This window comes from Actinomycetospora termitidis (assembly GCF_030286555.1).
GTDB lineage: Bacteria > Actinomycetota > Actinomycetes > Mycobacteriales > Pseudonocardiaceae > Actinomycetospora > Actinomycetospora termitidis.
On the sequence record NZ_JASVWF010000012.1, the window covers coordinates 70,197 to 81,679 of the forward strand.

Below are 11,483 nucleotides of genomic sequence, written 5' to 3' on the forward strand. Positions count from 1 at the left end.
AACGCCCCGCTCGCCCCGTCGATGACGCCGCCCTCACCGCGATCATGGTGATGCCCGTCTCACGTGTCCGCGAAACGGGCCAGGGCGTCGTCCAGCTCGGCCAGCGAGCCCACCTCCGTACCCCCGCTGCGCCGCACGACCGCGCCGATCATCAGGTTGTAGCGCAACCCCTCCTCGCCGCCCTGGCGCAGGTCGTTGCGGTACGCGATCACCGGCTTCCCGTGCGCCGCGGCCCAGGCAACCTCGATCACCGTGCCGTTGTCCGGGGGCTCCTGGTCCAGGCACGCCACGAGGAGATCGGCCCGCTCCGCGATCGAGTCCAGGTGGATGTCACCGAGGGCGAGCCACCGGTCGTCACCCTGCGGCAGGTCGACGGCCCACGGGTCGATCACGTCCACGTGCCTCGTGATCAGCGGCAGCAGCTGCTCGGTGTAGAAGAGCCGCGTGGACTCGGCGAACCCGTAGGGACTGGCCACGTAGGCGGTCTGGCGCACCTCACCACGGTGTCAGCACTGCGGCCATGCTGACGCTGGACGTCACGAAAGCCGCAACCACGCAGGGCAGGATGGCCCGGTGCGGGTCGTGGTGACGGGAGCGGGAGGGTTCGTCGGGCGGCACGTCGTCCAGGCCTTCACGACGGCGGGTCACGACGTCCTGGGCCTCGGGCGCTCGGCGTTCGAGCCGGCCACCCCCGGCGTCAGCAGTGCGGCCATGCTGTCACTGGACGGCACGAATGCCGCACCGTCGCTCGCCGCCGCCCTGGCCGACGCCGACGTCGTCTGCCACCTCGCCGCCCGGGTGCGCGTACGGGAGTCCCGCGAGGACCCGCTCGGCTACTGGCGGGCCAACCTCGGAGGGACGGCGGCCGTGCTCGGCGCGTGCCGACCGTCGACGCGGGTCGTCATCGCCTCGACGTGCTCGGTGTATGCGCCGTCGTACGACCCGATCGGCGAGGACGCACCGCTCGCGCCCGCCAGCCCCTACGCGGCCACGAAGCTCGCCGCCGACCTCCTCGCCCGCGACGTGGCGACGGCGGGAGGACCCGGCGTCGTGAGTCTCCGCGCCTTCAACGTCGCGGGGCCGGGGGACAGCGACACCTCCCGCGTGGTCCCGGCCCTGCTCTCCCGGGCCGGCCAACCGCCCCCGGGTGTCAGCAGTGCGGCCATGCTGTCGCCGGACGGCACGAATGCCGCATCGTCGACCCCGTTCCGCGTCAACGGCGACGGGTCGGCGGTCCGCGACTACCTCCACGTCGCCGACATCGCCGAGGCCTTCGTCGCCGCGGTCGACGCCGCCGAGCCCGGCACCTGGCGCGCCTACACGGTCGGCTCCGGGCGGGGCACCTCCGTCGCGGACCTGGTCGCCACCGCCCGGCGCATCACAGGCGCCGACATCCCCGTCGAGCACGGACCTGCCGTCGACGAACCGGTCCGTCTCGTGGCCGACCCCGCCCGCATCCACGCCGACCTCGGCTGGCGGGCGACCCGGTCCGACCCGGAGCGCATCGTCGCCGACGCCTGGGAGGCGCTCACCCGCTGAGCCCGGACACCCGCAGTGTCAGGTTGAGCCGCTCCCCGGGGCCGGTGCCGACGCGGGGCACGTCGCGCTCCGGCAGCAGCTTCGGGACGCCGTGGTGGACCAGGCGGTTCTCGCGCCCGAACACCAGCAGGTCCCCGGAGCACAGCTCGACGTCCTGCCAGGGCCCGCGTCGGTGGTGGGGGCTGCCGATCCGGAACACGCATGCGGTTCCGAGGCTCAGCGACACGACCGGGTCCGGGGCGAGCTCCTCCCGGTCCTGGTGCATCCCCAGCCGCGCGTCCCCACGGTAGGAGTTCACCAGGGCCACGTCGGGCCGGTAGGCCGCGCCTGCGGCGGGATCGTCGTAGGCGTCGGCGACGGCGTCCGCGCCGAGGTCCGCCAGCCACCCGGGGAACGGCTGGACCGCCGAGCCGTCCTGGTCGTCGCGGGTCCTGCTGTAGCGGTAGGGGATCCAGTGCCACCCCAGGCACACCGTCTCGACGCTCATCCGCGCCCCGCCGGGCAGTGTCGCTCGCCGAGCGCCCGGTCCCTGGCGGGCCCACGCCCGCGCCGCCTCGACCAGGTCCCGCTGCGCGGTGAGCCCGAGCCAGCCCGGGACGTGGACCACCCCGGGCGCGAGCCTGCGCCGCGGGCGCGGGATCAGCTCGAGCGCGCCGTCGTCGGGGTCGGAAGCCATGTCCCTGCAACACCGACGTGGGCCTCGTCGTTGCATCGAGGCCGCGGCCGATCTCATGGGCCGCACCGAGGGCCGGGCTCACCGACTCCCGGCTGCGGCAGCGCTCGTGTCACTGCTGTGGCTCAACCGGCTGCCACCGCCAGGCGCGGATCCTCGGGGACCGGGCCGATGCGCCCGGCGCCGTCGGGGACGTGCAGCGCCGCGATCGCGTCCATGTCCGCGTCGCTGAGGGCGAAGTCGAAGACCGCGCGGTTCCCGGCGATGCGCTCCGGGGTGTCGGACTTCGGGATGACGATCCGACCCTCCTGGAGGTGCCAGCGCAGCACCACCTGGGACGTGGTGCGGCCGAGTCGCGCCGCGATCGCCCCGAGGGCGGGCTCGTGCAGGACCGCACCGCGTCCCAGCGGGCTCCATGCCTCGGTCTGGATGCCGTGCTCGGCGTGCAGCGCGCGCAGCTCGTGCTGCTGCAGGTGGGGGTGCAACTCGATCTGGTTGACCGCGGGCACGGTGCCGCCCAGCTCGAGCACCCGCTCGAGGTGGCCGTGGCGGAAGTTGGAGACCCCGATCGCGCGCGTCCGACCCTCGGCGAGCAGCTGCTCCATCGCATCCCAGGTGGCCACGCACTCGGCGAGCTGGTCGGTGGGCCAGTGCACGAGGTAGAGGTCGACGTAGTCCAAGCCGAGCCGGTCGAGACTCTGCTGCGCGCAGTCCAGGGCGTGGCGGCAGCCGGCGGTGCCGTTCCAGACCTTGGTGGTGACGAAGAGGTCCTCACGGGGCAGACCGAAGGCGGCGAGGGCAGCGCCGACCCCGTCCTCGTTGCCGTAGACCGCCGCGGTGTCGACGCTGCGGTAGCCGCGGGCGAGCGCCTCGGTCACCGAGGCCTCGGCGTCGCGGGCCTCGGAGACGCCGAACCCGAGCTGGGGCATCAGCACCCCGTTGTTGAGGACCACCCGGGTGGCCGGGTCGGTCGGACCGTTCGACATGGCAGCTCCTAAACAAGACGACCGGTCACTTTGATACCCGGCCCGCCGCGGGTGGACAACCCGGCGAGGCACGGGTCACGGCTTTGACAACGGCGAGACGACCGGTCAGATTGGAGACGTGCCACAGAGGAGCCATCGCGCCGCGATCGTGGAGAACGCCGAGGCGTTGCTGCGTCGCAAGGGCCTGGTGGCGGCGAGCGTCGCGGACATCACCAAGGCCGCGGGTGTGCCGAAGGGGTCGTTCTACAACCACTTCGAGAGCAAGGAAGCCCTGCTCGCCGAGATCGTGCAGCGCTTCTGCGCGGCCACTGATCTGAGCAACCTGGAGGGGGACGGACCCGCCGTCGAGCGGCTCCGAGCCCACTTCACCGCCTGCAGCGCTCGCCTGGAGAGCGGCATGGAGTTCGGCTGCCTGCTCGGCAGCGCGGCGGCCGAGGCCCCGACGACGGCCGGTGGCCGCGTCCAGCAGGCGGTCCGTGACGGTCTCGAGGTCTGGTCGAAGGCGATCGCGGCCACGGTCGCCGAAGGGCAGGACGCGGGGGAGATCACGACCGTCCAGCCGGCCACGGAGATCGCCGACTTCCTCATCGAGACCTTCGAGGGCGCGGCCCTGCTCGCGAAGGCCACGGCCGACTACACCGCCCCGCTGCGCCACGTCGAGCTCGCGCTCGCGACGCTGCGCCAGTAGGCGGACCGGTACCGGGAGAACTCGATGACCCGTCTCGACGCGGAAGCTGACCGGTCAGCTTCGCTGCCCCTGGTGGACCCGGCCGAGCGGCCGCTCTACCTCGCGGCGGCAGAGCGCGCCCTCGAGCGGTACCCGGGACCGGTCGGGGAGCTCATCCACCGCGAACTGCAGGCCTACGGGCTGCACGGGCACCGGCTCCTCGCGCACGCCTCCTGGACAACCAATCCGAAGAAAGGACCCACTCCATGGACCTCGGACTCGCCGGAGCGCGCGCCATCGTCGTCGGCGCCTCGCGCGGCATCGGGCTGGAGGTGGCGCGCGGCCTGGCCGCGGAAGGGGCCACCGTCGCGATGGTCGCCCGTGGCGCCGAGGAACTCGAACGCGCCGCCGCCACGGTCGAGGGCAGCGTGCTCACCGAGACCGCGGACACCACCGACGACGCCTCGGTGCGGGCGATGGTGCAGCGGGTGGTCGAGCGCCTCGGCGGGGTCGACGTACTGGTCAACGCGGCCGCCCCGCCGGCCGGGGGCGGCCCGGTGCCGGGTCTGACCGAGATCACCGACTCGGCGGTGCTGGGCGCGGTGGACACCAAGGTGGTGGGGTACCTGCGCGCTGCCCGCGCCGTGGCGCCGCACATGATCGCCCAGGGCTCCGGGCGGATCGTGAACATCTCCGGGATGTTCGCCCGCCGCACCGGTTCGATCGCGGGGACGCTGCGCAACGTCGGGGTCGCCGCGATCACCGCGAACCTCGCCGACGAGCTCGGCCCGTACGGCATCGGTGCGGTCGTGGTGCACCCCGGCACCATGGTCGAGACCGAGCGGACCCCCGGTCTGGTCGCGGACCGCGCGCAGCAGAGCGGGCGAAGTGAGGACGAGGTCCGCGCCGAACTCGGGGCGCCCAGCAGCATGGGCCGGATCATGACCGCCGAGGAGGTCGCCGACGTCGTCGTCTTCCTCGCCTCGCCGAAGGCCGTCGCAGTCACCGGCGACGCCGTCGGAGCCGGCGGCGGCAACCGCGGCCAGATCTCCTACTGATCATGACGATGACGCCCCGGGCCATGGGTACGTCCGTGCGCCGGGTCGACGGTCCGGAGAAGGCCATCGGGTGCGCGCTCTACGCCGCGGACCACGCCGCGGTCGACGCGGTGCACCTGTACCCGGTCCTCTCGACCGTCCCCCGCGGGCGCGTCCTGTCGGTCGACACGGCGGCCGCGGCAGAGCTGCCCGGTGTCCTCTGCGTGCTGACCAGCGAGAACGCCGAGCGCATGGCCGATACGTCGGACCGCGAGTGGACGGTGCTGCAGGACCGGGACATCGACTTCCGCGGCCAGATCGTCGCGGCTGTGCTCGCGCACTCCGCCGAGGTGGCCAGGCAGGCGGCCGGCCTCGTGGCCGTGGACTACGAGGAGGCGCCGTTCCGTGCACGCTTCGACGAGGCCTCGGGGGAGCTGTTCACTCCCGAACTCCTGAATCTCAACCATCACACCGACACCACTGACGGCGACGTCGATGCAGGTCTCGGCGCGGCAGCGGTGACGGTGGACGAGGTCTACCGGACCGCGATGACCCATCCGAACCCGATGGAGCCGCACGCCGCGGTCGCGCTGTGGCGTCCCGACGGCGCCGCGCCGCGGCTGACCGTGCACGACACCACCCAGTCGGTCACGGCCACCCGCGCCAACATCGCCCGGCTGATCGGCCTCGACGAGGACGACATCGAGGTCCTCTGCCCCCACGTCGGGGGTGGGTTCGGGTCGAAGGGCAACTCGCACGCGCACCTGTTCCTCACGGTGCTGGCGGCGCGCGCGGTGCCCGGGCGACCGGTCCGGTTCGCCCTGACCCGCGAGCAGATGTACACGCTGGTGGGCTACCGGACCCCGACGGTGCAGCGGGTCCGGCTCGCGGCGTCCGCCGAGGGGCGGCTGACTGCGATCACCCACGACGTCGTCCAGCAGACCGCCCGGTACAAGACCTTCGGGGAGCAGACCGCGGTCTACAGCCGCTCCATGTACGCCGCACCGGCCCGGCGCACGAGCCACCGGCTCGACCCGCTCGACGTACCCGTGCCGACGTGGATGCGAGCGCCGGGGGAGTGCCCGGGCAGCTTCGCCGCCGAGGTCGCGATGGACGAGCTCGCCGTCGCCTGCGGCCTGGACCCGATCGAGCTGCGGCTGCGCAACGAACCCGACGTCGACCCGGAGAACGGCAAGCCCTTCTCCAGCCGCAACCTCGTCGCCTGCCTCAAGCGCGGCGCCGAGCGCTTCGCCTGGCACACCCGCCGTCAGGAACCGCGCAGCGACCTCCGCGACGGCTGGTGGCACGGGACAGGCCTGGCGGCCTGCGCCTTCCCGACGATGCGGCTGCGCAGCTCCACCGCCACCATCCGCTATCGGGCCGGGCACTACGCGGTCGCGATCGCCGCGGCCGACCTGGGCACCGGCGCGCGCACCGCGCTGACCCAGATCGCCGCCGACGCCCTCGACGTCGGCGTGGAGCAGATCGAGCTGTCGATCGGCGACACCGCGGCCGGCCCGGCCACCGTCGGCGGTGCGTCGTCGGGGACCGCGTCGTGGGGGGCGACGATCGTCGACGCGGCGGAGCGGTTCCGCGACAAGTACGGCGAGCACCCCGACGACGGCGACGAGGCCGACGGCACCACCCCGGACAACCCGTGGGCCGAGGAGTACTCGATGCACGCCTACGGCGCGCACTTCGCCGAGGTCGCCGTGCACGCCGACACCGGCGAGGTCCGCGTGCCGCGGATGCTCGGCGTGTTCGCCGCCGGCCGCATCCTCAACCCCGCCACCGCACGCTCGCAGTTCCTCGGCGGCATGACGATGGGCCTGTCGATGGCCCTGCACGAGGAGAGCGTGCTCGACCCGCGCTTCGGGCACGTCGTCAACCACGATCTCGCCGGCTATCACGTCGCGACCAGCGCCGACGTCGGGCAGATGGACGCCGAATGGATCGACGAAGACGACCCCTACGTCAACCCGATGGGCGCCAAGGGCATCGGCGAGATCGGCATCGTCGGCGCCGCCGCGGCGATCGCCAACGCCGCGTCCCACGCGACCGGCATCCGTGTGCGTTCCACACCGCTGAAGGTCGAGCACTTCCTGGGCGGGTAGCGCGGACTCCTCACGGCTCGCGTCGGTGGCGATCGCCGTGGGCGGCTTCGAGGAGCCAGTCGTGCAGGGCGCGCACCGCCGGGCGGCCCAGGCTCGCAGGCCGGGCGAGCACGACGAGGGGGCGACCGGTCTCGACCTCCGACGAGCCGACCCGGCGGAGGAGCCCGTCGGCCACCAGGTCCTGGACGAGGTGGTGCCAGCCCAGAGCGATGCCCTGGCCGGCGAGAGCGGCCCGCAGGACGACGGAGTAGTCGTTGAACCGGGGTCCGGTGGCGCCCGCGACGCGCTGGTGTCCGTGGTGGGCGAACCACCGCTGCCAGTCGTAGCGCGAGGAGTGCCGCTCGGGGTGGACGACGTGGACGAGCAGGTCGGGGTCGAGCAGCTCGTCGGGCTGCGTGTCCGGCCGGGCCAGGGGATGCCCTGGTGCTGCCACCGGATAGATGCGTTCCGGGAGGAAGACGCTCTCCTGCAGTTCGGGCCAGCGTCCCTCGCCCAGTGGGATCCAGAGGTCGGCGTCGTCGATGCCGATGAGGCGGTCGGTCTCGCCGGTGCTGATCCGGAGCTCGACATCGGGGTGGCGTTCACGGAAGGCGCCGAGGCGGGGCATGAGCCAGTAGGTGGCCAACGGCATCGACACCGAGAGCTCGACGTCGTCGTCGCGCCCGGCGAGCCGGAAGGTGCGTACCGCACGGTCCACCGCCTCGAGGCCGCTGCGCACCTCCTCGGCCAGGCGACGCCCGGCCCCGGTCAGGACCGCCCTGCCGTTCACACGCTGGAAGACCGGTGACCCCAGAGCTCCCTCGAGCTGCCTGACGGCGTGGCTCACGGCGGGTTGGCCGATGCCGAGGTCGCGACCGGCGGCGGTGAAGGACCCGCCGTCGACGACGGCGAGCAGCACCCTCAGGTGGCGGTCCGAGACGCCGGAGGTCGACGCCAGGTCATCGATCATATCGATGACAGCATGCCGGAGAACGGCAATTGACGCTCCGATCGACCCCTGTTGAGCTGATGGTCGGCTCTGACCCGCGACGACTCGGAACGGTGCAGGAATTGACTGAGCGACCCACTCTCGGCTTCGTCGGACTCGGCAACATGGGCGCCCCGATGTGTGCCCGACTGGCCGGCGCCGGCTTCACCGTCCACGCCTTCGACCTGGACCCCGCGCGCGTCGACACCGCTGTCCGGGACGGTGCTGTCGCCGCGGACTCGGCGGCCGCCGCCGCGAAGGAGGCGGGACCTGCTGCTGACCTCGCTCCCGCGCCCCGACCACGTCGCGACCGTGATGGCCGACGGCGGGGCACTCGCGGCGTTGCGGCCCGGTTCGGTGTGGATCGACCTGACCACCAACCGACTCGGCCTCGTGCGGGCGCTGGCCGAGGAGGCCCCGGACGGGGTCGCGGTCGCCGACTCACCGGTGACCGGCGCCGTCGACGGAGCCCGCAACGGGCGGCTGACCCTCTTCCTCGGCGGCGAGCCGGAGGTCGTGGACCGGGTCCGGCCGGTGCTCGAGCACCTGGGCCGGGTCATCACGTGCGGCCCGCTCGGGACGGGCAACGTGGTCAAGCTCGTGACCAACCAGCTGTGGTTCATCCACTCCGCCGCGCTGGGAGAGGGGCTCGCGGTGGGGATGCAGCACGGCGTCGAACTCTCGACGCTCTGGGAGGCGATCAAAGCGAGCGTCGGGGACTCCTTCGTCGCCCGCCACGACGCCCCGTCGATCTTCGCCGGGCACTACGACCCGTCGTTCACCCTCGATCTCTGCCTCAAGGACCTCGGCCTCACCGACGAGCTCGCCGACGCGGTGCCCGCCGACCTGCCCATGACCGCCGCTGCCCACCAGGCCTTCGCCCGCGCGGCCGAGCGGTACGGGTTCGACGCCGCCGAGCTGCACGTCGCCCGTCGGATCGAGGACGACGCACAGCTGAGCTTCCGGCTGCCCGGGGAGTGGACCCCGCCCTGGGAGCAGTGAGGTCGGAACGCGTGTGGCGAGTGGGGTGTCGCCGCTCGACGACGCCCGGAGTCCGCCCACGACGCTCCGTCCCGCGGCGCCCCCGGCAGGACTCGAACCTGCGACCTTGGCATTAGAAGGGCCTTGCTCTGTCCAGCTGAGCTACGGGGGCCGGCGGGGGCCAGCGTAGTGCGGGCCACCCCGGTCGCGTGGTGCGCCCGCCTACCCTGGACCCGTGGTCCGCCCGAGCCCGACCGACGCCGACGCGCCCACCACCCCTGGCCCCCGTCGTCCGTCCACGGCCGGCGCGGTCCTCTCCCAGACGCTGCCCGGAGCGGTCGTGGCCGCCGTCGTCGCGCTCGCCCTCACCGCGCTCTCCGGGGCCGAGACCTACGCGCGGCTCGGCCTCCCCGACCCCGGACCCGTCGTCACCTACGGCCTCCCGGTCGTCCGGGCGCTGAGCGAGTCGGCCGCCGTCGTCACGGTGGGCGCCCTGCTGCTCGCGGCCTTCCTCGTCCCCCCGCCCGGCCCGGGTCGGCTGGCCGTCGACGGCTACCGCGCCGTGCGCATCGCCTCCTGGACCGCCACGGTCTGGGCGGCGGGCGCCGTGCTGACCGGCGTCCTCGCGATCGCCGACGCCTTCGCCCGCCCGCTCTCGGTCGTCCTGACGACGAGCACGTTCACGGAATCCCTCCAGGGCCTCCCGGCGGCCAGGATCTGGTTCCTGACGGCGGGTGTGGCGCTGTGCTGCGCGATCCTCTGCCGGCTCGCGCTCTCCTGGGCGACGGCGGTCGGCGCCTTCGCGCTGGCGGTCCTCGGCCTGTTGCCCGCCGCGTTCGGCGGCCATTCCGGGACGGGCTCCTCCCACGACCTCGCCATGTCCAGCCTCGCCCTGCACGTCGTCGCGGCCGCCGTGTGGATCGGGGGGCTCGTCGCGGTCCTCGTCCACGCGACCGTGCACGGGGCCCACCTCCCGACCGCCCTGCACCGCTTCTCGACGACCGCCTTCTGGTGCTGGGTGGTGCTCGCGCTCTCCGGAACGGTCAACGCGCTGCTGCGGGTGAACGCGGCCGACGTGCTGACCAGCACCTACGGGCTCCTGCTCCTCGCGAAGGTCGCGGGCCTCGTCGTCCTCGGCGTCTTCGGCGCCGCCCATCGGACACGGACCCTTCCCGACGTCGAGGGTGGTTCCCGGGCCGCGCTGGTGCGGCTGGGCGGGGTCGAGGTGCTCATCATGTTCGCGACCGTCGGCGTCGCCGTCGCCCTCGGCCGCACCCCGCCGCCGGAGATGACGGCGCCGCTGCCGAGCCGCGCCGAGGCGGTGCTGGGCTACTCGCTCGACGGGCCGCTCGACCTGCCGGGCCTCGTCACCGACGCCCGTCCCGACCTGGTCCTGGGCACGCTCGCCGTCGCGGCCGCACTGGCCTACGTCGCGGGTGTGCGCAATCTGCGCCGGCACGGGGAGACCTGGCCGGTGGGGCGCACGGTCTCCTGGCTCGTCGGGTGCGCGGTGCTGCTCGTCGCCACTTCGAGCGGGCTGGCCCGCTACGCGCCGGCGCAGTTCAGCCTGCACATGGCCCAGCAGGTGCTGGTGATGGTCGTGGTCGCACCCGCCTGGGTGCTGGGTCGTCCCGGCGTCCTGCTGGCCTCGGTGCGTCCCGCCGCGCCCGACGGGCCGCCGGGCCCGGTCGAGTGGATCGCGGGTCTGCGCCGGTCCTCGGCCGGTCGCGCACTCGCGTCGCCGGTGGTGGCGACCGTCGTCCTCGTCGCGACCGGATGGCTGCTCGACGTCGGCGGGCTCTTCGACGCGCTCGTCGGGGACCACGTCGGTCACCTGACGATGACGGTGTGGGCCCTCGCCGCCGGCTGTGTGTTCGCCCGCGGGGTGCTGGACGCCTCGGTACCCCCGTCCTTGCGGGTCGGGATGGTCGTGGTCGCCGCCGTCGCCCAGGCCGGTCTCGCCGTCACGGTCAGCACCTCCGCACGGGTCATCGGAGGCGCGTACTGGGACCGGCTCGGCCCGGCGTACGTCGATCGTGCCGCGGACCAGGTCGCGGGCGGACTCGTCCTGGGTTGTGCCCTCGTTCCACTGCTGGCGCTGCTCGTCGCGGTCCGGCCCCGGCCCGACGTGCAGGTTTCGCAGTGATCGACCCCCGGTGAACGGGGCGTCACGACAGGGCGTAGAGTTCTCATCGCTGCCGGGGAACGGACGCGAAGAGCGGCCGGCCGGGAGAGCGGATCACCGAGGAGTCATCCTCCGGGTCCGGTACAGTCGAAGACCGGGGCGATCGCCTGACTCCCACGGAGTCCAGATCGCCTCACCGGACGTCCGATCGGGCGGGCCGCGCCGAGGGTTCACCCCCCGGAGACGCCCCCGACAGGCTTCGGTACAGTAGGAATCACCGTGAACGACATGGTCGGAAAACCGACCAGGCCTCGTCGCGTGTGGTCGTCCTTTGAGAACTCAACAGTGTGCTGACGTTTTGTGTTCTGGCCCCAGCTTTGTGTTGGGGTTTGTT

10 protein-coding genes, 1 tRNA gene and 1 pseudogene are annotated in these 11,483 nt (G+C 73.2%); 7 read left to right on the forward strand and 5 right to left on the reverse strand.

The genetic code is table 11. From position 1 onward, the window contains the following. Nucleotides 1-59: 59 nt before the first annotated feature. Entirely contained in the window at nt 60-494 is a 435-nt protein-coding gene (locus tag QRT03_RS31735; RefSeq protein ID WP_286057172.1) for a nucleoside 2-deoxyribosyltransferase, read from the reverse strand. A gap of 79 nt (nt 495-573) precedes the next feature. Here QRT03_RS31735 and QRT03_RS31740 point away from each other — a divergent pair, with 79 nt between their 5' ends. Further along, nucleotides 574-1,539 (forward strand): NAD-dependent epimerase/dehydratase family protein, encoded by a 966-nt coding sequence (locus QRT03_RS31740; protein ID WP_286057173.1) that lies wholly within the window; start codon nt 574-576, stop codon nt 1,537-1,539. On the opposite strand, the gene QRT03_RS31745 is transcribed toward QRT03_RS31740, so the two are convergent. Both QRT03_RS31745 and QRT03_RS31750 read right to left on the reverse strand, forming a co-directional pair. Continuing rightward, on the reverse strand, nt 1,529-2,215 hold the full coding sequence (locus tag QRT03_RS31745; RefSeq protein ID WP_286057174.1) for an alpha-ketoglutarate-dependent dioxygenase AlkB family protein: 687 nt from the start codon (nt 2,213-2,215) through the stop codon (nt 1,529-1,531). The two genes, QRT03_RS31740 and QRT03_RS31745, sit on opposite strands and share 11 nt — an antisense overlap. A gap of 122 nt (nt 2,216-2,337) precedes the next feature. After that, nucleotides 2,338-3,198: an aldo/keto reductase gene (locus QRT03_RS31750; RefSeq protein WP_286057175.1), complete on the reverse strand. Its 861-nt coding sequence runs from the start codon at nt 3,196-3,198 to the stop codon at nt 2,338-2,340. 118 nt (nt 3,199-3,316) lie between these two features. On the opposite strand from QRT03_RS31750, the gene QRT03_RS31755 reads away from it, so the two are divergent. From QRT03_RS31755 to QRT03_RS31765, 3 genes are all read left to right on the forward strand, one after another. Then, nucleotides 3,317-3,886 (forward strand): TetR/AcrR family transcriptional regulator, encoded by a 570-nt coding sequence (locus QRT03_RS31755; RefSeq protein WP_286057176.1) that lies wholly within the window; start codon nt 3,317-3,319, stop codon nt 3,884-3,886. A gap of 245 nt (nt 3,887-4,131) precedes the next feature. Then, complete coding sequence (locus QRT03_RS31760; protein WP_286057177.1) at nt 4,132-4,923, forward strand: SDR family NAD(P)-dependent oxidoreductase; 792 nt, start codon at nt 4,132-4,134, stop codon at nt 4,921-4,923. Between the two features lie 2 nt (nt 4,924-4,925). After that, the gene (locus QRT03_RS31765) at nt 4,926-7,016 is read left to right on the forward strand and encodes a xanthine dehydrogenase family protein molybdopterin-binding subunit (RefSeq protein WP_286057178.1); all 2,091 of its coding nucleotides are present in this window, start codon (nt 4,926-4,928) and stop codon (nt 7,014-7,016) included. A gap of 10 nt (nt 7,017-7,026) precedes the next feature. Here QRT03_RS31765 and QRT03_RS31770 read toward each other — a convergent pair whose 3' ends face one another. Continuing rightward, entirely contained in the window at nt 7,027-7,965 is a 939-nt protein-coding gene (locus QRT03_RS31770; RefSeq protein ID WP_286057179.1) for a LysR substrate-binding domain-containing protein, read from the reverse strand. Between the two features lie 155 nt (nt 7,966-8,120). On the opposite strand from QRT03_RS31770, the pseudogene QRT03_RS32290 reads away from it, so the two are divergent. After that, nucleotides 8,121-8,189: pseudogene (locus tag QRT03_RS32290) on the forward strand (hypothetical protein); the annotation flags it as partial. 16 nt (nt 8,190-8,205) lie between these two features. Further along, the gene (locus QRT03_RS31775; protein ID WP_286057180.1) at nt 8,206-8,985 is read left to right on the forward strand and encodes an NAD(P)-dependent oxidoreductase; all 780 of its coding nucleotides are present in this window, start codon (nt 8,206-8,208) and stop codon (nt 8,983-8,985) included. 77 nt (nt 8,986-9,062) lie between these two features. Here QRT03_RS31775 and QRT03_RS31780 read toward each other — a convergent pair. After that, nucleotides 9,063-9,136: transfer RNA gene (locus QRT03_RS31780), tRNA-Arg, on the reverse strand. 63 nt (nt 9,137-9,199) lie between these two features. Here QRT03_RS31780 and QRT03_RS31785 point away from each other — a divergent pair. Further along, entirely contained in the window at nt 9,200-11,110 is a 1,911-nt protein-coding gene (locus QRT03_RS31785; protein ID WP_286057181.1) for a bifunctional copper resistance protein CopD/cytochrome c oxidase assembly protein, read from the forward strand. Nucleotides 11,111-11,483 lie beyond the last annotated feature (373 nt).

What these genes read in the sequence shown, in the direction of transcription:
- QRT03_RS31745 (WP_286057174.1), bottom strand. Translation starts at nt 2,215, where the DNA reads ATGGCTTCCGACCCCGACGACGGCGCGCTCGAGCTGATCCCGCGCCCG.
- QRT03_RS31750 (WP_286057175.1), bottom strand. Translation starts at nt 3,198, where the DNA reads ATGTCGAACGGTCCGACCGACCCGGCCACCCGGGTGGTCCTCAACAAC.
- QRT03_RS31760 (WP_286057177.1), top strand. Translation starts at nt 4,132, where the DNA reads ATGGACCTCGGACTCGCCGGAGCGCGCGCCATCGTCGTCGGCGCCTCG.
- QRT03_RS31765 (WP_286057178.1), top strand. Translation starts at nt 4,926, where the DNA reads ATGACGATGACGCCCCGGGCCATGGGTACGTCCGTGCGCCGGGTCGAC.
- QRT03_RS31770 (WP_286057179.1), bottom strand. Translation starts at nt 7,965, where the DNA reads ATGATCGATGACCTGGCGTCGACCTCCGGCGTCTCGGACCGCCACCTG.